General features: G+C 41.7%; 17 protein-coding genes. 7 read left to right on the top strand and 10 right to left on the bottom strand.

Annotated features, from left to right (window positions below; genetic code table 11):
• Positions 1-82: 82 nt before the first annotated feature.
• From lpxK to rsmG, 7 genes are all read right to left on the bottom strand, one after another.
• On the bottom strand, positions 83-1,249 hold the full coding sequence (gene lpxK / locus ACS8FB_RS01860; protein ID WP_439260738.1) for a tetraacyldisaccharide 4'-kinase: 1,167 nt from the start codon (positions 1,247-1,249) through the stop codon (positions 83-85).
• A 50-nt stretch (positions 1,250-1,299) separates the two neighbouring features.
• Complete coding sequence (msbA, locus tag ACS8FB_RS01855; protein WP_439260737.1) at positions 1,300-3,078, bottom strand: lipid A export permease/ATP-binding protein MsbA; 1,779 nt, start codon at positions 3,076-3,078, stop codon at positions 1,300-1,302.
• A 263-nt stretch (positions 3,079-3,341) separates the two neighbouring features.
• Positions 3,342-3,770, bottom strand: coding sequence for an ExbD/TolR family protein (locus tag ACS8FB_RS01850; protein WP_439260736.1), 429 nt, complete (start codon positions 3,768-3,770; stop codon positions 3,342-3,344).
• Between the two features lie 50 nt (positions 3,771-3,820).
• Positions 3,821-4,555 carry a MotA/TolQ/ExbB proton channel family protein gene (locus tag ACS8FB_RS01845; protein WP_439260735.1) on the bottom strand — a complete coding sequence of 245 codons (735 nt, stop codon included), beginning with the start codon at positions 4,553-4,555 and terminating at the stop codon, positions 3,821-3,823.
• A gap of 148 nt (positions 4,556-4,703) precedes the next feature.
• Positions 4,704-5,852 (bottom strand): ParB/RepB/Spo0J family partition protein, encoded by a 1,149-nt coding sequence (locus tag ACS8FB_RS01840; protein WP_439260734.1) that lies wholly within the window; start codon positions 5,850-5,852, stop codon positions 4,704-4,706.
• Between the two features lie 136 nt (positions 5,853-5,988).
• Entirely contained in the window at positions 5,989-6,768 is a 780-nt protein-coding gene (locus ACS8FB_RS01835; RefSeq protein WP_299216098.1) for a ParA family protein, read from the bottom strand.
• Positions 6,769-6,997: 229 nt separating this feature from the next.
• Positions 6,998-7,714 carry a 16S rRNA (guanine(527)-N(7))-methyltransferase RsmG gene (rsmG, locus tag ACS8FB_RS01830; RefSeq protein ID WP_439260733.1) on the bottom strand — a complete coding sequence of 239 codons (717 nt, stop codon included), beginning with the start codon at positions 7,712-7,714 and terminating at the stop codon, positions 6,998-7,000.
• Positions 7,715-8,004: 290 nt separating this feature from the next.
• Between rsmG and ACS8FB_RS01825 the strand changes: the two genes are divergently transcribed.
• The 3 genes from ACS8FB_RS01825 (at position 8,005) to ACS8FB_RS01815 (ending at position 12,773) form a co-directional block, all read left to right on the top strand.
• A complete protein-coding gene (locus tag ACS8FB_RS01825) occupies positions 8,005-10,710 on the top strand; it encodes an AAA family ATPase (protein WP_439260732.1) in 2,706 nt (901 codons plus the stop codon).
• Between the two features lie 231 nt (positions 10,711-10,941).
• A complete protein-coding gene (locus ACS8FB_RS01820) occupies positions 10,942-12,075 on the top strand; it encodes a helix-turn-helix transcriptional regulator (protein ID WP_439260731.1) in 1,134 nt (377 codons plus the stop codon).
• A gap of 41 nt (positions 12,076-12,116) precedes the next feature.
• The gene (locus tag ACS8FB_RS01815; protein ID WP_439260730.1) at positions 12,117-12,773 is read left to right on the top strand and encodes a TerD family protein; all 657 of its coding nucleotides are present in this window, start codon (positions 12,117-12,119) and stop codon (positions 12,771-12,773) included.
• Positions 12,774-12,799: 26 nt separating this feature from the next.
• Here ACS8FB_RS01815 and ACS8FB_RS01810 read toward each other — a convergent pair whose 3' ends face one another.
• Complete coding sequence (locus tag ACS8FB_RS01810) at positions 12,800-13,780, bottom strand: ion transporter (protein WP_299216111.1); 981 nt, start codon at positions 13,778-13,780, stop codon at positions 12,800-12,802.
• A gap of 824 nt (positions 13,781-14,604) precedes the next feature.
• Between ACS8FB_RS01810 and ACS8FB_RS01805 the strand changes: the two genes are divergently transcribed.
• On the top strand, positions 14,605-15,237 hold the full coding sequence (locus ACS8FB_RS01805) for an OmpW/AlkL family protein (RefSeq protein WP_439260729.1): 633 nt from the start codon (positions 14,605-14,607) through the stop codon (positions 15,235-15,237).
• 147 nt (positions 15,238-15,384) lie between these two features.
• On the opposite strand, the gene ACS8FB_RS01800 is transcribed toward ACS8FB_RS01805, so the two are convergent.
• Together ACS8FB_RS01800 and aceE are read right to left on the bottom strand one after the other, a co-directional pair.
• The gene (locus ACS8FB_RS01800) at positions 15,385-17,127 is read right to left on the bottom strand and encodes a 2-oxo acid dehydrogenase subunit E2 (protein ID WP_439260728.1); all 1,743 of its coding nucleotides are present in this window, start codon (positions 17,125-17,127) and stop codon (positions 15,385-15,387) included.
• Between the two features lie 24 nt (positions 17,128-17,151).
• Positions 17,152-19,968: a pyruvate dehydrogenase (acetyl-transferring), homodimeric type gene (gene aceE / locus ACS8FB_RS01795; protein ID WP_299216120.1), complete on the bottom strand. Its 2,817-nt coding sequence runs from the start codon at positions 19,966-19,968 to the stop codon at positions 17,152-17,154.
• A 937-nt stretch (positions 19,969-20,905) separates the two neighbouring features.
• Here aceE and ACS8FB_RS01790 point away from each other — a divergent pair.
• The 3 genes from ACS8FB_RS01790 to ACS8FB_RS01780 all read left to right on the top strand — a co-directional run bounded on the left by ACS8FB_RS01790 (position 20,906) and on the right by ACS8FB_RS01780 (position 26,068).
• Complete coding sequence (locus tag ACS8FB_RS01790) at positions 20,906-21,376, top strand: hypothetical protein (RefSeq protein ID WP_439260727.1); 471 nt, start codon at positions 20,906-20,908, stop codon at positions 21,374-21,376.
• Between the two features lie 43 nt (positions 21,377-21,419).
• A complete protein-coding gene (locus tag ACS8FB_RS01785) occupies positions 21,420-23,465 on the top strand; it encodes a hypothetical protein (RefSeq protein ID WP_439260726.1) in 2,046 nt (681 codons plus the stop codon).
• 512 nt (positions 23,466-23,977) lie between these two features.
• On the top strand, positions 23,978-26,068 hold the full coding sequence (locus ACS8FB_RS01780) for a hypothetical protein (protein WP_439260725.1): 2,091 nt from the start codon (positions 23,978-23,980) through the stop codon (positions 26,066-26,068).
• The last annotated feature ends 130 nt before the right edge of the window (positions 26,069-26,198 follow it).

Raw genomic sequence — 26,198 nt, 5'->3', positions numbered from 1 at the left:
AAATTTAAATAGGTAATATATAAATAAGCGGGTAATTTAGACGAACGCTTAGATATAAAAACAACTATATGCATCGACAATCTTAACTGTGACTTGACGTAGCCATTTTGATGTCAAGTGCGGTCAATTGCTGCTGCAATGTCTGATAGCAAGCGTCAGATAGTGTGGCAGTCACAGGTAGTATCCATAGCCTGTTTATCAAGGCTCTAATATCATTGCCATTGTGACTGTCAATGGATTCAGTGGATTTTATAGCATTTATTTTACTAAGCTCTGTTAATAGCACTGTTCGAATTTTTACAGCGTCCTTAGTCGTCACAATCATAGGATGCTCAGTGTATTGCAGTAGCTCGGTCAGACTAAAATTATGATGATCTGGGTAAGGATGCCCTATGACATCAAAACCAAGCGTGCTTAGCGTGGCAAAGAAACGTTGAGGATAGCCGATACCACTAATCGCATGTACCTTATCACCTTGTGACGGTACTACCTTAGATGACAAAGGTATGGCTGACTTTGCAGCGTTCAACTCGACTAATTCACCATCAGACAACAAAGGATATAACTCATCTGGCTGTAACTGCATCGTTAAACGCTGTACTAAGTTTTCATTATCGTTAAGAGCTGGTACTACGTTGGGTTTCTCATGATAGATAACGGTTGCATCCTTTAATCGCGCTATCGGTTCACGTAAAAACCCTGTCGGTAATAGCTGCTGATTGCCAAATCCACGTGCTACATCTACTACTATCCATTCGATATCACGTTGCAACGCATAATGCTGTAAACCATCGTCAGCGATAATTAATTGTAAGTCAGGATGCGCGTTTAGCAAAGTCGTAATTGCCTGCTTGCGGTTTGGGCATACTGCCATTGGCGCAGCAGTGGTGTTGACAATCAAACACGGCTCATCGCCTACTGTATTTGGCAAACTCTCTTTGGTTACTAACGCTGGCATTTGGGATGTATCGCCGCCATAACCACGGCTAATCACGCCAACCTTTATGCTTTGCTTCTGCAAATAACTGACCAAAGTGATAATTAAAGGCGTTTTGCCACTACCGCCAACCGTAACATTACCGATGACCATAACTGGTACAGGCGCACGAAAACTTGACAGTATTCTCAGTCTATAGGCTTGCCGGCGCAACCAAACAAGCAAGCCATATAGCCAGCTAAGCGGCAATAGTAACCAAAGCCAAGCTGCTTTTTGCTGCCAAGCACGAGTAATTGTCGTCTCAATACTCATTATTTAGCATCCATCTGGTTTTGCCCGTAATTTGTAACCCAAACTGTTTATTATTCAAAATCTCGATCATACATTTGCGCATAATAACCTTGCTTTTGCATAAGCTCATTATGGGTACCAATTTCAACGATTTGCCCGCCGTCCATCACTGCAATACGATCTGCTGACTCAATCGTTGTGAGACGATGCGCAATGACTAAAGTAGTACGATCTTTCATGACATTGTCGAGCGCTTGCTGAATAAAATACTCTGACTCATTATCAAGCGCACTGGTCGCCTCGTCTAATATTAGGATTGGCGCATCTTTTAATAGGGCGCGTGCTATCGATAGGCGCTGGCGTTGACCACCAGACAACTGCAAGCCTTCTGCTCCAATCTGGCTTTGATAGCCTTGCGGCATTTTCATGATAAAGTCGTGAGCAAAGGCATCTTTAGCAGCAGCTTCAACTTCAGCTTGCGACTTAGTCGCTAAACTGCCATAAGCAATGTTATTAAAAACGGTGGTGTTAAATAGTACCACTTGTTGATTAACCATAGCAATTTGCGCACGCAGACTCTCTAAAGTAATGTCTTCAACAGGCATGCCGTCCATCGTAATCTGCCCTGAAGTTGTGGCTAAGGTGCGCGTTAGTAAGTTAACCAAGGATGACTTGCCAGCACCACTACGACCAACCAATGCGACAGTCTCACCTGCCCGTACATCTAAGCTAAAGTCCTGCAACGCGACAGTTGAGTCAGGATAGATTAGGCTAACGTTATCCAACTGAATCTCACCTGACAATGAGGGACTAAGCGTACCCGTATCGCGCTCTTCAGGCTCATCAAGTAATGCAAATATAGACTCACCTGCAGCGATACCTTTTTGCAGTTTTTGGTTGACATCGGTCAATGAACGTACAGGTTTACTTAGAAGACCTGCTGCTGCAATGTAGGATATAAACTCGCCTGCTGAGATATTGTCAATCACCGACGGGCGCAGAGCAAGCCAGACTACCACAGACATCGCCATTGCCATCAACAGCTGCACCGCTGGAGTGTTGATGCTATTGGTAACGACCACTTTCATACCTTGACGCAGATTCTTTTTTGATGTGACGTTAAAGCGTTGAGCCTCGTAAGCTTGCCCGCCATAGTTTTTTACTACTTGATAACCGCCAATCACCTCATTAGTGATGTGACTCACATCACCCATGGTTTCTTGGATACCTTTGGACAGCTTTAGGTAACGTTTAGAGGCAAAACGAATCAACCATAAGATCGGTGGCAATACCAAAAACAAAATCAACGTCAAGCGCCAATTACTATAAAGTAAAAAACCAATCAAAGCGACGACTGTTAAGCCATCACGCAACACAGTCTTCATAGAGTCGGTACTAGCCGCCGTTACCTGCTCGACATCAAATATTAGTTTGGAGGAGATGGTTCCTGCAGGATTGGCCAAATAAAAAGAGCTTGGCAAGCGTAATAACTTATTAAACACTTGTACCCGTAGCTCGTAAACCAGATTCCGTGAGACTAATGCAGAATAATAGTTACCCAAAAAGCTACCAACACCGCGCACAAAGAATAGTGCAATAATCAAAGCAGGAAACCAATTTTGCTTTGCTTGATTGTTTTGATTAATAGCATCGGTAATATATTGTAATAGTTTGGCAATCCAGATCTCTGTAGCCGCATTGATAGCGAACCCTATTACGGTTAAAAGAAGTGCCCACCAGTAGGGTTTTAAATATCTTAACAGACGCAGCAACGTCTTACGCTTAGGCGGACTCGATGGCTGTTCAAGTTTAAGATTGGCAGAGGTTTTAGTTACGTCAGATTGACTCATAAAAGCCTCGGGTCAAATATTGGTAGATGGATTTATGACATTCATCGCATTGGCAGCGTCATTACATGTAAAAGAATATGGATGTATAGTCGATACCGAATCAAACCGATACATTGTAACGTAATATGCAACTGGTATAAATTTTTCTTGCTTGCTGTGTCTACGCTGACAGAGGCTACAAAAAATTTATACCAGTCTCGCTGTATCGTTTTTATAGCGAACTAACTATAGTAATGAGAAAATAAATAGCTCACCACTGCCTACTATGGCAACGTTTGACCGAGCGGCATAACCGTACTGATATTCAAATTTAAAAAGCCTAGCTTGCCCGCAATATCCATCACTTTTACCACAGATTGATGAGTGGCGTTGGCATCGGCAGCAATAACAAACAAAATGTCCCGCTCACTGCCCGCTTCTTGTTGCAACATATTGGTCAGCTCAGCCTCACTATTATTAGCAAGGCTCATACCATTGACCATATAATTGCCATCTTCTTGTACCGCCACCTCAATACTATTGGCTGGCTCAACGAGTGCCACACCTTCCGCTTCAGGCAAAACTATATTTAAGCGACTAAAGTGGTTGAATGACGTTGCTAATAACAAAAACACGATCAAAAACAGTAAGCAGTCAATCATAGGTGTTAAGTTGATTTCTAGTGGTTCAACGGTAGGCTTTCTAAAACGCATGGCTAATTCTCTGATGACGTAAGGCTAGAAGGCGAAAATACAAGTATCTTCTATGCAGGTTGGTGCGTATTTTCAGTATCAAAACCCAATGTATCACCTAACTGCTCATCGTCTGTATGTTGGCTTTTTACTATCGTAGCGGACGGTTGATTGAGCGGTAAACGAGCATCAGCCAAGAGCTGATAGTCGTAAAGCTCTTGAATCATTAGTCCAGCTTCAGTCTCAAACCTAGCATTAATATCTACAATCCGGCGCTGAAAATAGCGATAAGCGACGAGCGCTGGTATCGCAACGACCATACCAGCTGCCGTGGTAATCAAAGCTTGCGAGACACCGGCGGCCAGCAAAGTAGGATCCTGCATCGCACCATCTGTAATGGCTAAGAATGAAGATATGATACCCAGTACAGTACCCAATAGACCAAGTAGTGGAGCAATTGCTCCTATTGTACCGAGCATATTAATGTTTTTTTCGAGCTGATGTATCTGTACACTGGCTCTATTTTGCATGTGCATAGTCATTGAGTCTAGACCATACTGACGATATACCAATCCTGTCGCCAAGATATCGCCCAATGGGGTTTTTTCTTTAACATTCATTAACTGAGTGCGACTAATATCGCCATTTTCACGTAGGCGCGTTATTAGTTGTTCACGTAATCTGCCAGGTACGATTTTACTAAACTGTAGCGTACTGCTGCGCTCAATGATAATGATAAGCGCAACTATCGAACATATGACGATTGGCATCATCAGCCAACCACCTGCTTTTACCAACTCCCACATAATGACTCTCTTATATCTTATCTAAAACGTCCAAAAGCTTACGACCATTATGTAATGAAATTCATTATTAGCGCAGCATGTACCACAGTACAACATTGACACACTGATTAAGTATGTTGTTTTTAATACGTCAGTTTCAATGAGTGCATTAGCGCTGCGCTTCTAGCTGTTTGATTAACGCTGCAAGCTCATCTTGATTGTGAAAAAATATCTCCACACTACCCTGACCATCTTTTTTATGCTTAAGTTTTACTTCTGCCCCTAGCATATCTGTGAGGTGCTGCGTTAAACGCTCAGCATCGTGAGACTGTGATTTTTCAGTACGATCGGCTTTGGATACAGGATTTAAGATTGACTTGACCAGCTTTTCAGCCTCTCTTACAGTCATTCCACCATCAATAATTTTTTGTGCAATGATAGGCTGCTGCTCAGAGGATAACGCCAATAACGTACGCGCATGTCCCATGTCTAAAGCGTTGTTTGCCAGATGATCTTTTACCGCGTCATGTAACTGATTAAGACGTAGTAAATTTGATACCGTCGTTCGCGCTTTGCCTACCACATCTGCAATCATTGCATGACTCATGCCAAACTCAGTATGAAAGCGCTGTAATGCTGCTGCTTGCTCGATGACTGACAAATCTTCGCGTTGAATATTCTCAATTAAAGCAAGTGCAATCGCCAGCTCATCAGATAAAGCACGCTCAATCGCTGGAATTACAGGCTTACCTGCCATTTTTGCTGCACGCCAACGACGCTCGCCTGCGATGATTTCGTGAGTCACATCGACTGTACTTTTATCCTCATTTGCAAGTAGCGGCCGGATGACAATAGGCTGCATCACTCCATGTTGTTCGATAGAAGATGCCAGCTCCGCTAACGCCGTTTCACTCATATCACGGCGAGGTTGGTATTTACCTGCTTGCAGTTGGCTTACTGCAATTTGTACCAAACTGATTTGGTCCTCAGAGGCACCACTATCTATTCCATCGCTTGTGGTTCTAGTATTGTGTTTAGAATTATGACGGGTTTTTACGCTATTACGGGTAGTACGCGGCGTGGTAGGCTCACTTGTGTCCGTAGCTACTTTTTTATTATTTTTTGTCGTCTGAATTTTGCTCTGCGCAGTAGATAATTCTGATGTCTGAGCACTAGAGCTGGCAGTAACCGTATCGTCACCATCATGTGTAACAGAATCGTCTTGCAAAGCAGAGGCGGTAATTTGCTTTTCTTTTTTGATTGATCCTAATAAGGCATCTAAACCTCGATTGGCAGCCAATCCTCGTTTTTTCGCCATGATTACCTATCCTCTAACGCTAAATAAAAGCCAAATGTTTATTAATAAATGCTCACTGATAAATACGCAACTTAGTACTTTATCGCTCAGCTAGCTGATGATTACGCTTGCTATATCTTCTTAATGTTAGCCTCTGCTAACGGCTTTGTTTGATCACTTCAGCTGCCAGTTTTTGGTACGCGCGCGCCCCTTTTGACCATCTCTCATAGGCAATCACTGGTAGTCCATGCGCAGGCGCTTCGGCCAAGCGAATGTTTCTTGGGATATGAGTTTTGTACATAATGTCGCCAAAGTGAGCTTCGAGTTCGGCAGACACATCGCGCGCTAACGTGTTGCGTGCATCAAACAACGTTCTTACCACCCCTCGAATATACAGTTTAGGGTTGAGCTCGGTTAAGCGTTCAATCGTTTGCGATAAATCAGCCAAACCTTCTAATGCATAATACTCGCATTGCATCGGAATAATGACGCCATCAGTGGCTACCAAAGCATTGATTGTTAACAGGTTTAAACTTGGCGCGCAATCCATAATGACATAATCGTAGGGTCCTTCTTTAGAGCTGGACTGAGCCTCTACTAAATTGGTCATTGCAGTCTGCAATAGCTCATGACTGTTGGTTTGCCCCATTAATGTGACATCCATACCTGCCAACTCACGATTGGCTCCAATCACATCAAAACCTGCCGGACTCATAACAGTCGCATCTTGTAATGAGACATCATCAAGTAGCACATCTGCTATTGTCAATTCTAAATCATTTTTATCAATACCAGTACCACTAGTAGCATTACCTTGTGGATCCAAATCAATCAGCAGTACGCGCTTACGCTTCGCCGCCAAACTGGCAGTCAAATTTACCGCCGTGGTCGTTTTACCAACGCCACCCTTTTGATTTGCAATTGCTATGATTTCCATACACTTACTCAATTTGATTAAGGTCTGTTACTCGTTTTCGCTTTAATAAACTTTTGTTTTACATTCTTATTGTCATGTTTCACAAAAAATCTGTTCGTAATTTTATTATAATTTACGCAAAATATCACACGAAAACCTTAAGATTAAGGTCTCACGTTTTAGCCATTGTGTTAAATATACACCGAGCTGACCATACTAAATGTCGCCCAGTTATCAACGTGCTCATAGCTTAGTCATTTTTGGCAGACAATTCAATCAAATGACGACTATCATGTAAACGTGGCACATCAAGAATAATGGTTTTGATTTGCCATTTTTCTTCTAAAACTTGTAGCTCATCATCCGTTGGCGTTTTGCCTTTCATAGCGCACAAACGACCACCATTCGCCAATCGCGGCTGCGCCACTTCAACAAAGTCTGTTAAACTTGCAAACGCCCTAGAAGTGACCACTTCATAAGTCGTTTCATGTGCTTCAATACGTGCAGCAATTGGTTGCACGTTACTCAAACCAAGCTCACTACTAATTTGCTTGATAAAACGAATCTTTTTCTGATTGCTATCGAGTGCAGTACATGAGCGTTCAGGCTGACAAATCGCGATAATAACTGCAGGCAACCCCGCTCCTGTACCGATATCTAGCAGCGACCCTTGAGGCAAATGCGGTATAATAGCCAGACAATCAATGACGTGCTTAATTAAGGCTTCGACTGGATCCGTAATCGCGGTCAGATTATACGCTTTATTCCATAGTAAAAGCTGATCTAAGTACAATAATAACGTGCGCTGCTGCGTTTGGCTCAACGTTAGACCAAGCTCTTGCACTGCTTGAGCCAAAATATCAGCAAGCAATGGCAACTGCTTACCAAGTTTTGTAAAACCAGCAGCATCTATACTTGTATTACTTATGCTCGTAGAAGGTAAAGAGGTTTTAGCAGAAGCTGACATATGGCGAATCATCCAGTTTTGGCACGTGAACCTTCTATTTTATCATGCAGGCCACATATTGAATAGTTGCAGATTGCGCTAATGTCCATCATCTTATACTATCAGCGCTAAGATTAGAGGGTTATTCCCTTATCTTTTTATTTTTTATGTCTTTATATAGAATTGCCGTTTTGTTATTACCTACTTTAATATTATGTTCGTATGACTCAAAATACTAAGATATCTTGTAAGATATCGTTATTAAAACTTATCACCTTTTAAACTATTATATGATGAATGACCACACGCCTATGACCGAACAGCCGATTGCCTCTACAATGCAACTTTCAGACGATATTGACCTGATAACAACCCCTACTGTTGTGACAGATCCTATATCAGTAAAAGCAAAGTACACAGATGACAAACAAGATACTTCATTACCTCATCCGATATTTAGAGCAGTTGATCAACGCTGTCTTATCGCCGCCAAGCAATTGAAACGTTATAGTGCTGCTGATATCCTGCCTACTGACACCCGTACTGCGCCCGATTTGGACATTGGTTTTGGTCAAAAACGGGCGCTCAAAGCCTTGCACACTGCGCTGGATATAAAAGCCAGTGGCTATCACGTCTTTGCCGCTGGCGAAAATGGGCTTGGTAAACGTACCATTATCAGCCGTTTCTTACAGCATATCGCTATGGATGCACCCACACCAGACGACTGGGTCTACGTGCACAATTTTACTGACCCTCGTACCCCTCTAGCGATACGGTTGCCTGCTGGACAAGCGGTATTACTACAACAGCAAATTAGCGACTTATGGACACAGGCAAAAAAACGTCTCAGTCAACGTTTTCGTAGTGACCAATATCAAAGTAAGATCGAGGCGATAAAAAACGACACGCACCAAAAGGAGAGTCTTGCTTACGACGCCCTAAATGCTGAAGGTAAACAATACGACTTGGCGTTGACGTTTCGCGCAGTTGATAATAAAGCGATGTTTGTGCATCCAAGCCAATTGCCTATAGAGGAAAATGATAAAACGACATCTACTACCTCTAAATCCACATCCACCGAGACGACTGAGCCAAGAAATACTGCCACACAAAGTGATTATGAGTCTGAGCTGCATGGCTTTACACAAAAAAATCACATGCAAAAGCGTCTTAGCCAGCTCACTATCGCTTTAGAAAAGCTAGAAGATGAAGCGAATGACGCAATAGAAGCGTTACATCGTAGTATTGCTCGCCGTGCGTTACAACCCTTATTTGCTCCCATACAGGAGCAGTTTGCTAACCTACCAGCTGTTATGAATTATCTTAATGCGATATTCGATGATATGGTGACCCATGTCGAACATATTGTTAATGGCGATGATGAAGAGTTTACTCCTGCTGTACTAGCGACTACCCCTAGCCGATACGCTGTCAATGTCATGGTAAATCATGAGCCTGAAAGCGGCGTGCCAGTCATCTTTGAAGATCTGCCTACTCATCTTAATTTATTGGGACATGTCGAGCAAATTACCCAATTGGGCACAGTGACTACCGATGTCAGTATGATAAGAGCTGGCGCACTACACCGAGCAAATGGCGGTTACCTGCTGCTTGAGGCCAGTCACGTACTTGAGCACCCCTATGCTTGGCAAGGTCTAAAACGCGCTCTACAATCACGTAAAATCAAGTTGTCTAGTCTTGAGCAAATGCTGACTTTAACAGGCAGTTTATCACTAGCACCGATGCCAATCGATCTTGATGTTAAAGTGATTTTGCTTGGAGAAGCAGATTTATATTATGAACTACTGGAGCTAGAGCCAGAATTTGATGCTGTGTTCAAAGTTCGTGCTGACTTCCATGATGATGTGACACGTACAGCTGAGCATGAGCTAGCGTTGGTCGCCAAAATGGCGGATATTATCGATTATGCCAACCTATATCCTTTTGACAATAGCGCACAAACTACTCTTCTTGAGCATTTAAGCTTACAAGCTGAAGATCAAGACCGTCTTAGCCTGCACAGTGACCGCCTCATCAAGCTCTTACACGAGTCGAACCGTCATGCACGCCTCAATGAAAAGAGCATCGTCGATGCCAGTCATGTCGTCCAAGCCATCAGTGATATGGATGAGCGCTCAGGATACTTGCGTGATCTATACTGGGATGAGCTAAAAAACGGCCAACAGCTCATCAATACTCAAGGAGAGGCTGTCGGTCAAGTCAACGCCCTTACTGTTGTCAGCTATGCTGATAGTGAGTTTGGCATGCCAGCACGTCTTACTGCTTTGATTCAACCCAACATTGGTACTGGTGAGATTCTCGATATCGAGCGTGATGTCGATTTGGGCGGTAGTTTACATGCTAAAGGTATGTTGATTATGACCAGCTATTTGCGTGCGCTATTTAGCCAACATCATGCGCTAAATTTTAGTGCCTCCCTAGCCTTTGAACAAAGCTACGCTCATATTGATGGCGATAGCGCGACAGTCAGTGAAGCTTGTGCGCTCCTCTCAGCTTTAGCGAATGTACCTATCAACCAATCCTTTGCTATTACAGGCTCTATGAATCAGTTGGGTGAGGTGCAGGCCGTCGGCGGCATAAATGCCAAAATTGCAGGATTTTTTGATGCTTGTCGCGAGCAAGGTATGACAGGTCAACAAGGGGTAGTAATACCAATGGCCAATGTCAGCCAATTGATGTTGCGAGACGATATTATTGCTGCGGTCAAGGCAGGCAGCTTTTCTATTTATGGCGTGCATACAATTAGTGAAGCCTTGACACTGATGACATGCTTGCCTATCGATACAATGAATAAAAAAGGTCGTTATCGTAAAGATACTTTATTTGGTAAAGTCTTGCGCCGATTGATGATATGGGACGACAATCAAGATACAGGTGAGCCTATTGAAGAAAAAGAATCTAAAAAGAAAGCCAACAAGAAACGTAAATCTAAACGTCGTAAGAAAAAGGATAAACAAAAACAGCGTAAAAGCGAGAACGCTGATGACGGTCAATGATGACGCAAACCGAGTATCGTCCTCTTCGGCAATCATTTGCATTCATACTTTGTGTTAAAACTCTTTCGCTAAAATCATTCAGAAGATTGCTGGATGACAATCTTCAAAAGCCAAACTTAAACCTTCTAGACGCTTAAGCTATTTTCTGCGATGATAAACGTCTTTTATGCCAAGCAGGCTATGTTTTAACATGTTACTGTTTATGACAGACTCTATATAGGTTATCTCTCAATGACTGCGCAAAACGCTAACGCAACAGAACTCTCTACCTCTAACGCTCCTGATGAGCAGACAGTACAGCCTGTTTTATCAGCTACCGAAGAAACGGAGAATGTAGCGAACGATACAGCGGCTAGCCGTCATGGAGCGGCGACTACTGCGCGGCAATGGCAAGTGTTGTCACAGCTCCAGCGCAACCGCTGGGTGGGCACGACACATATTTATGAGCAGCTCAAGCTTGCTGGGTTCGATATCAGCTTACGTACAGTACAAAGAGATTTGAACGCTTTGGCCAAACGTTTTCCAATTGAAAAAAATAATGCCAACCCGCAAGGCTGGCGCTGGAAAGACGACGCTCCGCTGCAAAGCTTACCACATATGAATTTATCGCAAGCGGTTGCCTTTAATATGGTGGAAGCAAATCTTACTCAGCTACTTCCGCCAGCTATTTTAGATGAGCTATTCCCATGGTTTGATCTGGCACGGCGACAGCTTAAAAATAGCAAAGTCACGCACTCATGGATAGATCGCGTACGCATTGAAACAGCAACTCAGCCATTAATTGCGCCGCATATTGATTTGGACAGTAAAGACAATATTTATCATGCGCTGTTTTATCAACTACAGATTAAAGCCTGTTATACACGCAGTAACAAGTCAGAGGCCAGTGAGTATGTCTTAAATCCTATTGCTATCATTCAACGTGGCGTGATTATTTATTTGCTCGCCACTCGAACTGATGATCCAAAAGCCATTATCCGTACCTTTGCGCTGCATCGATTTGCTAGTGTTGAAATACTAGATAGCACTGCAGTAACACCAAATGATTTTCACTTAGACAGTTATCTGGACGCCGGTAGCATGGGCTTTACACATCCCCTATTGAGTCAGCTGCCTGATCGAGGTAAAAATACCCCTATTGAACTGCGCTTTACCAAAAGGGCTGGCAAAAGTCTAACAGAAAGTAAGCTGAGTGACGATCAAATCGTGGTGTTTAATGACGATGAGACTTTAACGATTCATGCGACCGTTAATCTGACCTCACAACTGGTTTGGTGGCTGCGCGGTTTTGGAAAAGGCTTATTAGAGGCCAAGCCGCCGCTTCTTTATCAAGTAGTCTTGGACAAAACATCAGACAATGAGTAACAAAATAATCAATAAAAGTTTGAGTAAAAAAAAGGAATACCATGTCATCTACCGCCTCATCACCCCTACTTTCAAAAAGCTTAAGCACGTTGGGCTTGACTGCCGATATGTTGTTTTTTTCGCTCAATTACGAATTTACTAAAACCGAATCCAAAGGTATAATGAAGCGCTTTAAAAAGAGTCAAAGCGCAATGGATATCGATATTGCTTGCATACTATACGACGAGAATTGTACGATCAGTGATATGGTCTGGTTTAAACAACTGCGCGATAAAGCTGAGTCTATCCGTCATCAAGGCGATAGTCTCAATGGCAAAGATCGTGGTGAGCAAGCGTTGTACAATGCGCCAATGGATCAAGAACAGATCCGTCTGTATCTAGATAAGGTTCCATCTCATATCAGTCATATAGGGTTGCTTGCAAGCTCATATCATGGCGAACCTTTTGGCAAGATAGAGGCCGGTGAGATCCATCTAAGCGACGACGAAGGCAACTACGCTTTTAAGGTCAATCTCAAGCAACTGCCACGTGATTGCAGTGCAGTTTGGGTCGCAGGTTTGCGCCGTGATATTGATGATTGGCACTTAACCTTACAAAATCTTCCACTCTCTGAAACTGACCTACAAAAAGCAGCTCAACAAGTTGCACATGAGCTTGCACGTGCTTTGCCCATCCCAGCACTGCATACCACCAATTAAAGCTCACAATGTTATCAAGAAAAACGCTATTCCAATGGCTCTCCGCAATTAGGACAAAAATTCTTTTTGCGCACTTCTTGTTCGCGGCGCTCAAGCTCTTGTTCACGTAGGACTTGCAACACAATATCTTGTGCTTGCTCTTTATCCAATCCAAGCTCACGGCGAATCTTATCAATCATCACTTGGTTTTGCACTAAGTCAAAATCACCATCTACTAGCTGTTCGCGAAAGTGTTGCTCAAGCTCATCTCGTCGCTGGGCAAGCTCATTGGCGAGACCTGTTGCCAAAATACCAGCTGGTAATGCTGCCAGACCCACACCTAAAATAGTAATGATTGCCCCTAATATCTTACCTGCATTGGTAATTGGCGTCACATCGCCATAACCGACAGTTGTAAGTGTGACAACAGCCCACCACATCGCTTTGGGTATCGATTCAAACTCTTCTGGCTGTGCATGGTTTTCTACTAAATAAATACCGCTAGATGCCGTTACAATCATAATTATCAAAATAAAAATGACGGCTTGGAATGAGCCTTTTTCTTTACTAATAACAACTAGTAAGATACGCATTGAGGCAAAATAACGTGTGAGCTTTAGGATTCTAAACAGACGTAGGATTCTAAGAAAACGCAGATCGAAGCTGACAAAGAAGTTTAAAAATGCAGGAACAATCGCTATCAAATCGATCAAAGCTGATGGACTTTTTATCCACTCCCAGCGTTGACGCCAAGTAGTATTATCTGGCTTGGCTTCAGCCACACTCCAAAAACGTAATAAATACTCAATAGAGAACACCACAATTGAGAAATTTTCAAACAACGTAAAGTATTCTTGATAAGGGTAATACCATTGATCAACAGACTCAGCAATCACTGCTGCAACGTTGGTCATGATCAAAAAAATTAAAAAATAATCAACATAACGACTAAATAAGGTATCGTGATCATCATTTTGCAAGACATCATATACAAAGTGACGCAGGCGCCGTATAGATTGGAATAGCATGCCGTCCCTATGCGGTAAAATACCGTGATTGAATGAATAAAAAGTAAAAAATATAATCGTTAATTTATTAAACGAGCGAACAGACATACGTATTTTACGTATAGAAGAATAAGGTCGCTTCTACAATAAACGAATCAATCATACAAAATTTGCATACGATATATATATCAAAGCCAGTAGTAACATAATAGTAATAGCCAAACTTATATGCAAAAACTGTAGTTCCATCCGAGAGCTACTACTCGAGCTTGCTGCAGGCACCAGTGATAACCCGCATTCAGAACAGCTGTTATCAGCTTGATTCAATATAATCAATGAATATGCGTTTGTACAACGCATAGGAGAATTACTACAATAGCCAGTCATAAATATATTGTCGCTCCTGTCACTTGTACTACTTTATAAAAATACTTTAATAGATCTTTTCGTTGTCTAAAATGTTCTTATCTATATTAGATAAGAATATAGAATAACGACTAAAATCAATATATATAGCCTATAACACTCTTTTATCTGTTACCACAGATAATTTGCATAAATCCTAAAGACTTATTCTACTTCTAACTTTTCACGTTATAAATAATATTTGGATACTATTGGTTAGATAATAGACGTTATTCACTATTAAAGACTTATTTACTACCATATATCAGGTATTTTGCTTATTACGCTTCACAGCCCTACTCTTAGTAAGGGATATGTATTATAATGAAACAAGTTAGTTACATTTTATAAAATAAGTGTGATTATTCCTTATAAGTAATTAATGTAATCCCTCATTGAATACTTACTTTCCATCATTTATTAGTTCAAGGAACCACCCGATGAAACTACAATCCCTAGTTTTAGCAACTGCTACTGCACTTACCATGACTACTGCTTTTGCTGTCCCTGCTGGTACTTGGACCGTTGCTGCTGGCGCCCATATGGTTGATCCAAAAAGCGATAACGGTACAGTATTAAATGATGCCTACTCTGTAGATGTAGACAGCGATATTCGTCCAACGGTCAGCGGCGAGTACTTTGTTGCAAACAATATCGGGGTTGAATTGCTAGCTGCTGTTCCGTTTCATCATGACATCACTTTAACTGATGCTAATGATAATGAAATTGAAGGTAAAACTCAGCATTTACCGCCTACTCTATCTGTACAGTATCACTTCGATGGCTATAACATGCCAATGAACGTAAAACCATTTGTTGGTGTTGGTGTTAACTACACGACTTTCTTTAAAGAAAGAATCTATCTTGGTAATGGCAACGATTTAGAGTTAGATGATAGCGTTGGTATCGCCGGTCATATTGGTCTTGATATTCCATTTGCAGAGACAGAGTCTTTCCGTATTGACGCTCGTTACATGGATATTAAAACAGATGCTAGCTTAAACGGCACTGACATTGGTGAAGTAGACATCAGTCCTTGGGTATATGGCGTAGCTTTCGTTAAACAGTTCTAAATTAGCGCAGCCATAAGATAAAGATACACCTTAAAAGCCAGCTTGATTGCTGGCTTTTTTGTGTCTGATGATTGGTGTAAAAATATCAATACCATAAAAAAGACCGCCCGTAGACGATCTTTTAAACATACTACTCAATGAGCTTTTCTATAGCAAGATACGACGCGGATCAGCCAATAAACTTGCAACATAACGAGTAAATACGGCCGCATCAGCACCATTAATCACGCGATGATCATAAGATAATGATAATGGTAGCATCAAGCGTGGCTCAAAGGTCTGCTTATCCGCATTCCAGCGTGGCTGCATTGTTGCTTCAGAAGCACCCAATATACCTACTTGTGGCCAATTGACCAATGGCGTAAATGACGTTCCACCCAAAACACCTTGGCTCGAAATCGTAAAGCTAGCCCCTTGCAAGTCCTTGGTGCTAAGCTTTTTATCACGCGCTTTTACAGCCAGCTCGCCGATCTCAATCGCAATTTGCTTGATGCCTTTGTCTTGCGCATTTTTAATCACTGGCACAATCAGACCGTCGTCAGTCGCTACTGCAATACCCATATTGACACTTTTACGCAAGATAATTTGCGTATTATCATCACTTAGATGACTGTTAAAACGCGGATGCTGAGTAAGCGCATAGGCAGTTGCTTTAACGATGAAGGCTAAAATAGTCAGACCAATACCTTCTTTTTTCATACCGCCTTTTAGCTCGCCACGTAGATTTTCAGTCTCTGTAATATCTGATACATCAAACTGAGTAACCTGCGGCAGGTAGGTATTGTAATTAAGCTGCGGTATCGAGACCTTTTGTAGACGAGTAAGGTCTTGTATTTCAGTCTCGCCCCAAATTTCAGTATTACTCATGTCTGGCAGTGCAGGCAAACTTGCACGCGTACTACCACCACTAGCTGATGCGACCTGCTGTTTGTTGGTCATCAGCTTATTGACATGTGCGAACAGATCTTCTTTTAAGATACGATCGTTTAGCGCAGTACCAGTTACGTTGGTAATGTCTACACCCAGTTCGCGAGCAAGCTTGCGAACAGCAGGTCCGGCATATACTTCTGCTGATTTTTCGTTAACTTCAGCTTCACTTAACTTGTTGCTTTCTGTATTTGTAGCAGCACTCGCTTTATCAGCATCTGCTTTAACCGGCGCTTGCTTAGGTTCACCTGACGTTTGCGAAGCTTGATTATTTGGACTTGCCGTTTCAGAAGTCGTTGACGCAGCGACTTTAGGCTCGTCACTACTATCACTCGTGCCACTACCAACAATGATAATAAAGTCTTGACCATTGGCGACCATGTCACCCGCTTGTACCAAGATTTTTTCAATCTTACCATCTTCTGGTGCTGGCACTTCGACCGAGGCTTTATCAGACTCAATTAATAATATTGACTGATCAGCGGTGACCGTATCGCCCACACTAACCATAATTTCAGCTACTTGTGCTTCATCAACGCCTAAGTCTGGTAATTGATAGGTAGACGCCGATCCTGACGCTGTAGCTGCAGGTTTATCATTACTTTCAGACTTACTTGATTCCTCAACAGTAGGCTTAGCTTCTGGCTCTTTACTACCTTCATCGCTATCTTTACTTGCCTCACTATCTTTATTTGAGTCAGATTTGTCTTGGCTGTTATTATCTGTTGCGTCTGCCGCATCACTTTCAAGCTCGATAAGTACCATACCTTCGCTAACTTGATCACCGACAGCAACACTAACCTTAGTCACTTTACCAGCAGCAGAGCTCGGTACTTCTACCGAGGCCTTGTCTGATTCTAATAAAACGATATTATCGTCTTTTTCAATGATGTCGCCAACCTGTACCATAATTTCACTGACTTCGGCACTATCGACACCCAAATCGGGGGCTTTAATTTCCATCCTTTCTCTCCTTGTCTATAGGTATTATTCTTTGACGTCACCATCATTGAGTAAATTGGCATCGGCTTGATCTTCAGCACGGCCTTCATTACTGATTTCGTCATCGTCTTCACCGACAAACTCAGGTACAGGTTTCGGGTGGACATTATCAGATGCTGGAGCTGGTGCATCTGGGAAATGATCATAATAAGGCTGTTGCTGCCATGCTGGCGGCTGATCTACTTCAATACCAAAGCTTGAAATAGCATCTTTTACCAAACGCATCTCAACTTCGCCCTCATCTGCTAAGCATTTAAGTGTAGCTACTACAATGTGGGCTGCATCAACGTGGAAGAAACTACGTAGTTGCTCACGCGTGTCTGAACGTCCAAATCCATCTGTACCAAGCGTGGTGTAAGGACGGTTATCTGGTAACCATGCACGGATTTGCTCTGAATAATTACGCATATAATCAGTTGCAGCGACTACGATACCTTCGTGCGGCGCAAGCTGCTCTGTTACCCATGAGACTTTTTCTTCTTCCATAGGGTGCAAACGGTTGTAATCATCACAAGCCATACCATCACGAGTCAGCTCATTAAAGCTGGTCACACTCCATACGTTAGATGTGATATTAAACTCATCTTTTAGTATTTTTGATGCTTTTTGGACTTCACGCAAGATCACACCAGAACCTAACAGCTGAACTTGGGTTGAACCATTGTCTTCAAGCAAGTACATGCCACGTTTAATACCTTCCTCACTTCCTTCAGGCATCGCAGGTTGCTCATAGTTCTCATTCATTAAGGTCAAGTAATAATAAACACGCTCACCTTCGCCATACATTCGGCGCAGGCCATCATGCATCACTACTGCCAGCTCATAACCAAAGCAAGGATCATAAGTCACACAATTAGGTACCACATTAAATAGTAACTGCGAATGGCCATCTTGATGCTGCAAACCTTCACCGTTTAAGGTAGTACGGCCAGCAGTTGCACCTAATAAGAAGCCCTGAGCCTGACAATCGCCTGCCGCCCAAGCCAAATCACCAATGCGTTGGAAACCAAACATTGAGTAGTAAATATACATCGGAATCATCGGCAGCGCATTGACAGAATAACTGGTTGCCAAAGCAATCCATGCACTCATCGCACCCGCTTCATTGATACCTTCTTCTAACATATGACCATCGATGGCTTCTTTATAGCCCATCAAGGCTTCACTATCTTCTGGCGTGTACTTTTGTCCAACGGCAGAGTAAATGCCCAATTGACGGAACATACCCTCTAAACCAAAGGTACGCGCTTCATCAGGTACGATTGGCACTACACGGTCTTGAATGTCTTTATTCTTTAACATTGCTGATAATAGACGTACAAATACCATGGTAGTCGATTGCTCTTTACCTTTACTGCCTTGTAGCACACGATCAAAAATCGATAACTCAGGAATATTAAGCGGGATGTGACCACTACGGCGATTTGGCAAATGACCACCCAACGCTTCACGGCGACCTTTGAGATACTTCATCTCCGCTGAACCTTCTTCAGGGCGATAAAATGGTAGGGTCTCTAGTTGCTCATCGGTAAATGGCAAATCAAAACGATCACGGAAATACACCAACGCTTCTTGATCAAGCTTCTTAACTTGATGTGATTTATTGACCGCTTGGGTGGTGGATAAACCATAACCTTTGACTGTCTTAACCAATACAACGGTTGGCTGACCTTTGGTTTTCATGGCTTCACTAAATGCAGCATACACTTTCATAGGATCGTGACCACCACGGTTCAAACGTGAAAGATCCTCATCCGTTAATTCATCTGCCATTTCTTTTAATTCAGGATATTTATTAAAGAAATGTTCGCGAGTGAAGTCAGGCGTACGTGCTTCGTAAAGCTGATATTCGCCATCAACTGCTTCTTCCATACGATGTTTCAGCACACCAGTATCATCATTAGCAAGTAGACTATCCCAATTACCACCCCAGATAACCTTAATCACTCGCCAGCCAGCACCGCGGAATACAGACTCTAGCTCTTGGATGATTTTGCCGTTACCACGTACCGGACCATCAAGACGCTGTAAGTTACAGTTGACGACCCAAATCAGATTATCAAGCTTTTCACGGCCAGCAAGTGAGATGGCACCCAAGCTTTCTGGCTCATCGGTTTCACCATCGCCTAAGAATGCCCAAATCTTACGGCCTTCTTTTTCAAGCAATTTACGGTTTTCCATATAGCGATGCACATGCGCATGATAAATTGACATGATCGGACCCAGACCCATCGAGACGGTTGGGAACTGCCAGTAGTCCGGCATCAAATATGGATGTGGATAGCTAGATAGACCTTTGCCACCTACTTCGCGGCGAAAGTTATCAAGTTGCTCTTCAGTCAGACGACCTTCTAAATAAGAGCGGGCATAAATACCAGGTGCTGAGTGACCTTGATAGTAAATCATATCACCACCGAAGTGGTCACTAGCAGCGCGAAAGAAATGGTTAAAACCAGTCTCATAAAGCGTCGCACTAGACGCAAATGAGGCCAAGTGACCACCCAAATCGTCATCGTTTTTATTAGCGCGCATTACCATTGCCAAGGCATTGTAACGAATCAAGGCGCGAATCTTACGCTCAATACTTAAATCGCCGGGATACATGGGCTCGTCTTCAACCGCAATGGTGTTGATATAAGCAGTATCAAGGCGATTAAATGGCAGGCCTTCTTGTACGCCCATGTTATACAACGCTTTTAACAAAAATTGGGCACGGTCTTTATCAGCGTGCTTGATGACGGACTCAAACGCATCCAACCATTCTTGCGTTTCGGTGCTATCAGCATCCTTATAATAATTCATCTTTGTTTGTCCTTTTATATCAGTCATTCCCACCTTATGGTAGGGGGTTATTAAATAATATGTGATGAGAGATGGGTTACTTTACGACGTCCTTGCTGCGCTCAAGCACTCCATTGTCCTATGCAAGTATATGAAAAATTTTCTTTGTAATTGAACAACCAATAAGCACAAATACAATATCGATCATATATTTACTTTGATTGTTAAAATCAGTTGTCAACCATACTCAAAATGTCTATAGGTATGATCATAAAATAATTATAGGCATCCATTATAAGCGCTTATTACTTAAATGTTTATGGCTGTAGAGAAATGACAACATAACAAGTATTTTGTAAATAAATAGCGATTAGTTTTTTTTAAAATGTTAGCAAAATATATGTTTTGTTCCTTGTATCTATATTTTAATGACGCTTAGACATCGACTGTATTTATTCTATAGTTGCCGGAACTTTCATCGTGTCGAATCAACCAGCAATGATTTGATGGGGTTATAGCCAACAATGCTGCCTTAGTATCGAACAAAGAGCAAGCGGCAAACGGTTGTAGCATTATTCAAAAAAAAATGTAGGAGCTATATTTAATCCAACTAAGTTTTTACTTTTTATCATTTTGTTTAACGAACTATGAACCCAATATTGATAATAAAAACTTAAATAAGGTTGATTTTTAACCGCTACCGCTTAACAAGTCCAAAACTCCATCCATCTGATTTCGGGCGCAATAGCAGTAATTTGCGTTTATATTCTTTATTAACTATATAAAGACACTTAACGAGTCTTATTAATATAAATATACATTTTACAACATGAAATGTACGTATACCTTTTGTCTGTAGAAAGGCCATAAAGTTATTCGTATTTTCAGAAAAGCTAGATTTACACCATATCAAGGCTTTTGTAATGCCGATATCAATAAGTCGAGAAAGGAGTTAATTATGATTATAGCTGCCAAACGTTATTTAAAAATACTAATGACAACCACGATAGTATCTACAGCGTTCTTTCATACCGCTCAAGCAGCTGATGCATTAAAAATGGAACTACAAGCTACTAAAATTATAAAAAAAGCTGATGGCAAAGCTCGTTATGTCGTTGCATCACACGCTCAAAAGGGTGAGACCGTACAATACCGTGCCACCTATACCAATACTATCAGTCAGCCAATTAGTAATGTCGCTGTAACCCTGCCTATTCCTGCCAATATGACCTTTACTGGTGAAGCACAACCAAAAAGTGCGCAAGCGACTATCGACGGTAAAAACTATGCAGATATACCACTCATACGCAAAGTAGATGGCAAAGCCGTCAGGGTACCATTGACCGAATATAAAGCATTACGCTGGAATATTAAATGGCTTCCTGCCAACAAACTGGCAGACGTGTCCCTCAATACTATTATCAATTAATAATTTTAACCACTTTTTGCAATACTTTTAGGAGATTCTTTATATGAAAACCACTATGTTCAAACGTTCAGTATTAACAGCTGGTATTGTAGCCGCTATGAGTATGACTGCTGCAAACGCTGCTGATGTAGTATATGACGAAGAGAATGCTTTTTCTGTGACGAACAAGGCAACAGCTACTTATACTGTCGCTGACAATGCTACTGAGCAAAAGGCGGAGTCAAATGAAGTCGTCATCAATGTAACTGAAACAGGCGCGTTTAGCTTAGTTGCCAAAAACGATGATGGTATCATTGGTGACAATATAAATGAAAATATTGAAGCGACCCCCAGCTCTGGCTCTTCTGTGGACTTTAGCCATACGCTCAGTAACGACGGTAATATCTCTGATACCTATACCATCTACCTATTTAAACCATCAGACAATTTGCCTGTTAGCGTTATCATTAAATACCAAATAAAAGAAGGTACCACCAATGTTGGTAACTCTGAGACCATTGCAATCGGTGGTAAGATAACGCTTAAACCAGGCCAAACTGCTGATATTACTATCACTGCCACATCAAATAGTGATCGGGTTATTGGTCATAATACCTCCTTTATGGTAATCGCGGCCAGTAAATATCTTACAGATAAAGGTCAGACGACAGCAGATAAAAGAGCGACCAATACCAATAACGCTATTACGACTACCCCTGTTTATGCCATTACTAAGTCTGCGACCACCAATCTTAACAATAAGATATTCGATACCAACAATGCCAACGCCTATGTTGACTATACGATTACTATAAAAAACGAAGGTAATATTGATGGTACAGCAGTCAAAATTACTGACACCCTACCTGCAGGTTTGGTGGCTATAAAGACTGGAGAAGACAACTATATAGCGCCTACCGTAGTCGCCTCTGGTACAAGTACAGCTAAAGATGCAAATATTTCAACCACTGGCAAAGAGATAACTGTTATTGGTCAAGATATCAAAATGAATGAGACCATTACCGTGACTTTCCGTGCAAAGAAAGATACGACTACGCCGGCTACTGGTACCAATATCACCAATTATGCACTCGTTGAAGATGATGTTGATGACAATGGTTCTTTTGATCTTGTCGACAGCTCAGGTGATGCTGCAGATACGTCAGTCTCTGAAAAAACCTACGAAGATACCACTGCTACTAATTACAAAGGTAAAGATAGCAACTCTAACGCTACTATTACTACCAGTAGCCAGACTCGTAATTTGACGGTTAAGAGCAATACTCTAGACAAAGAAGTTGCCCTCATCAGCCAAAACAATACTTATATCTATACTATTACCAACAAAGGGACAGATATCACCGAAGCTGCTAGTCCTGATAAAGTTTACTTTACAGTTGTCCCAACTGTTGATGATGCCAACATTACTATCAATGAAGCAGAAGTGTTTGTCGATGCCAATGATAATGGTAGCTATGATAGCGACGAAACTGTTTTGACCAAAACGGATAAGGGGTATGATCTTAATGAAGCAGCCAAGTCTGGCCTAGCGCCTGATGAGTTTGTAAAGATCGGTGTAACAGTAAATACAAATGGTTCAGGTAGCAACCTTGTAAGTGGCACAAATAATATAGATGACTCTGAAACCATGGCTATTACTGTATTGCCGCAAGGCCCAGTTGCTGGCACCCCTGCCCCTGCTAACACCAGTGTGAGCTCGACTACTACTATGAAAGGCGTCAGTCTACTCAAGTATCAGGCAGTAGCCGCCTGTAAAGCAGATTTGACTACCCTTAGCTGGACAAGTGACCCTATCAGTGGTGGTGAAGCCAAGCCTGGCAACTGCGTTTATTATAAAATTACTGCAGAAAACACTTTTACCGATGCAACTAACGTGATTAGCGGTCTAATAGTAACAGACACGTTAGAGACACCTAAAATCGAGTATGAAAAAGACTTTAGTTCTGAGACATCAGGAAGTTCACTTGAAGCTACAGCAACTTATAGTAAGCCAAACTTAGTCGCTACATTCGATAACTTAGCTGCAAATGAAACAGGCACTATTTATTTCTCTGCCAAAATATCTCAGACAGGTACTAACCAACCTTAACTCAATTCTCATATATTGTATCTAAGACATATTATATTTAAGACTCAAAGCGCTACCTTAATCGCATATTAAGGTAGCGCCAACTTTAGTTTCCTGACTCCTATTTTTTAACGTCCGTTTTTCAACCACAATCTCCTACCTAGCTTTTATCGGTACTTATAACCTATCACTTTGTTATACATATACTCTTTTCAGAATATAAGCTCACATTTCAGGTTTGCGTAACCGATTTTGCGTAACGTGCCAATTTTCAGCAAACAAACTACTGTAATTCTACTTAACTTTATATTTCTAAATTTAATTTAGCTTATTTAGTTAGGCTAACCGTCGTTAATGTCAACTTAAGTCAATATTTAGTTTATGGCATATATCTTGCACCTATATCTTGCATAAGTTATTTGAATTTGGCGACTTTTTGCCTTTAATAATTGCCAATCTACCGTCTACGACACAAACACTTTGATCATTCAGTATTACGATGTTTAAAGTGAATTTAGCCTCGAGAGAATAAGATGCAAGAAAGCAGCCATACTATTTATAGAACATACATCAGTGCTCGAATAGCGCTTGGTTTAACGACATCTACCATGCTGTTCATAGGGCTAAGCGCACACAGTCAGAACGTACAGGCCAATCCCTTTTTGCCGACAACGACTCCAAACTCCGCAGTAGGTAGCTGTCCTTCGAATCATAAGATGTATTACATTGGCGCAAACCCACCAGCGTATAGTCCGATTAATTCGCAAACCCTTAATTGGACGACGGGCAATCCTTCCAATACTTTTACCTTTGTAGAATCATCTGGTAATAAGACTTTTTTGATCAATTTTCCGCTGCTTTTAGATTTAAATAGTAACTATGGCGGCACGCCTCCGATTTATGGATCTCTTAACGGTGCTACCACCTCAGCAATTAATTTGATTCACAACTCCCCTGCTACCAGAATTAATCATACTTTAGATATTAGCGTTAATCGGTCAGTGAGTAAAATCGGTTATAAAATACAAGATTTGGATTCAACTGGCAGCTCTGGTCAAGTGCCCTATATCGAACAAGTCGATGTCTCTGCTAATAAAGGACAACTGACTGCTAATGCCAATTTTCACAATATTAATACTGCCAATAATATCGTAAGAGCGCGCGAAGGACTGAACTGTGGTAGTGGAGAATGTACTATTGACGCTGCTTGGAATTATAACATTGCTGATGCTCTTCTCAATCTAAAGCATAGCAATACGTTCACGCAAAGAAATAGCCCTCATGCTATTGGCTATTCAGACTTTTACTTCTGCCTAGCGCCTCCCAAACTTATTGTCAAAAAACAGCTTGATGGCAATCGCGTTAACGACACTAATATCAATCGTGATCAGTTTTCTATCAGTGTCGACAATAGTGCCACATCACTAAAAACGTTTGAAACGACTGGCTCAGGACAAGTCGTTACTAATGATAATAGTGGCGTCGTAGATCTGGCAACCAATAATACTTATACCATTACTGAGCGGGTCACAAACAATCTAAACAACGGCGATATCGTCACTTATAACGCAGCTTATACGTGTAGTAATGCAACGACTGGCAGCACAACTATCATGCCCACGACCGCGATGAACTACAACGCAGCGGCAAAAACGCGGTCATTTACCCTTGCTAATGCCGCTTATGGCGACGAGATTACTTGTACTATCACCAATAGTCCATCTGTTCCGTTGAGTTATACATTTGCAGGTATCGTTTTTAATGACAATGGTGGCATCATCGCTAACGCCAATACCAAGCAAGACATTTCGACTACTTTTACGAGTAATAGCAATTACTACAATGGTGTCTTTGACAACAATGAATCAGGTATTTTTGACAGTGGTTTACGAATCAGGCTGACTGACTGCAATAGCAACAATATCGTATCTACCTCACCAAATCCACAAACGGTTTCAAGTGCAGCAGCCAATACTGGTAGGTATAGTTTCAGTGTTAGTCCAAATGCGCTAGTGGGTAGATCAAAAGTGTGCTTAATCGAAACTGAGCCAAGCTCTTGGGAATATAGTGAAGATACGACTGTGAATACTAAAGAAGTTGCACTAGTCACCAATGTTTATAATTACAAAACCGAAAAGGACAGCTCAGGCAATATCACACGCAATCTTGATTTTGGTGAAGTAAAAGCAGACAACACCGCGCTGGTACTTAAAAAATCTCAATACGTGCACACTTGTGACAGCGCGCTCAGCTATCCCAATGTTGCCACTACCAATCAACCAACGACAGGATTTAGCACCAATTCTGCCAATGATGTCGAGCCAGGTAACTGTATCGCTTATAAATTGGAAGCGTATAACCGTGGTCACGTTGACTTAAATGAGGTTAGTATCAACGACTCTTTACAGCGCACTCCTGTTGAGTCAATCTTTAATCTACCCAAACCGCTAGGGAACCCTTCATCAGTATTTAAAAGTACCAATACGTCAGCGCCTATGGGCCAAAACGGCACCATCATATCTGATAGTTTTAATTTATTAAAAACGTCTGCATCCTCGACAGAGCCGACCAAAGCTACTTTATATTTCAACACCAAATATGGCGCCAAAAATACAACCCCATAAATAAGCTTTTATCGATTACTACTTTGGAAAACTAAAGCTATAGCTTGTTAAATATTCTCTTATATCCATTAAAGAACCGATAAACGTCGTTTATCGGTTCTTTAGTGTTTACTTATAAATTTTTTGTAAG

This window comes from Psychrobacter sp. 1U1 (genome assembly GCF_051847535.1).
Classification (GTDB): domain Bacteria; phylum Pseudomonadota; class Gammaproteobacteria; order Pseudomonadales; family Moraxellaceae; genus Psychrobacter; species Psychrobacter saeujeotis.
Note: the sequence above shows the minus strand (reverse complement) of the source record. Positions and strands in the feature narration are given on the sequence as shown.

Bases quoted from the DNA above. Each gene is read 5' to 3' on its own strand.
- lpxK (WP_439260738.1), bottom strand. From the start codon at position 1,249: ATGAGTATTGAGACGACAATTACTCGTGCTTGGCAGCAAAAAGCAGCT.
- msbA (WP_439260737.1), bottom strand. From the start codon at position 3,078: ATGAGTCAATCTGACGTAACTAAAACCTCTGCCAATCTTAAACTTGAA.
- ACS8FB_RS01850 (WP_439260736.1), bottom strand. From the start codon at position 3,770: ATGCGTTTTAGAAAGCCTACCGTTGAACCACTAGAAATCAACTTAACA.
- ACS8FB_RS01845 (WP_439260735.1), bottom strand. From the start codon at position 4,555: ATGTGGGAGTTGGTAAAAGCAGGTGGTTGGCTGATGATGCCAATCGTC.
- ACS8FB_RS01840 (WP_439260734.1), bottom strand. From the start codon at position 5,852: ATGGCGAAAAAACGAGGATTGGCTGCCAATCGAGGTTTAGATGCCTTA.
- ACS8FB_RS01835 (WP_299216098.1), bottom strand. From the start codon at position 6,768: ATGGAAATCATAGCAATTGCAAATCAAAAGGGTGGCGTTGGTAAAACG.
- rsmG (WP_439260733.1), bottom strand. From the start codon at position 7,714: ATGTCAGCTTCTGCTAAAACCTCTTTACCTTCTACGAGCATAAGTAAT.
- ACS8FB_RS01825 (WP_439260732.1), top strand. From the start codon at position 8,005: ATGACCGAACAGCCGATTGCCTCTACAATGCAACTTTCAGACGATATT.
- ACS8FB_RS01820 (WP_439260731.1), top strand. From the start codon at position 10,942: ATGACTGCGCAAAACGCTAACGCAACAGAACTCTCTACCTCTAACGCT.
- ACS8FB_RS01815 (WP_439260730.1), top strand. From the start codon at position 12,117: ATGTCATCTACCGCCTCATCACCCCTACTTTCAAAAAGCTTAAGCACG.
- ACS8FB_RS01810 (WP_299216111.1), bottom strand. From the start codon at position 13,780: ATGCTATTCCAATCTATACGGCGCCTGCGTCACTTTGTATATGATGTC.
- ACS8FB_RS01805 (WP_439260729.1), top strand. From the start codon at position 14,605: ATGAAACTACAATCCCTAGTTTTAGCAACTGCTACTGCACTTACCATG.
- ACS8FB_RS01800 (WP_439260728.1), bottom strand. From the start codon at position 17,127: ATGGAAATTAAAGCCCCCGATTTGGGTGTCGATAGTGCCGAAGTCAGT.
- aceE (WP_299216120.1), bottom strand. From the start codon at position 19,968: ATGAATTATTATAAGGATGCTGATAGCACCGAAACGCAAGAATGGTTG.
- ACS8FB_RS01790 (WP_439260727.1), top strand. From the start codon at position 20,906: ATGATTATAGCTGCCAAACGTTATTTAAAAATACTAATGACAACCACG.
- ACS8FB_RS01785 (WP_439260726.1), top strand. From the start codon at position 21,420: ATGAAAACCACTATGTTCAAACGTTCAGTATTAACAGCTGGTATTGTA.
- ACS8FB_RS01780 (WP_439260725.1), top strand. From the start codon at position 23,978: ATGCAAGAAAGCAGCCATACTATTTATAGAACATACATCAGTGCTCGA.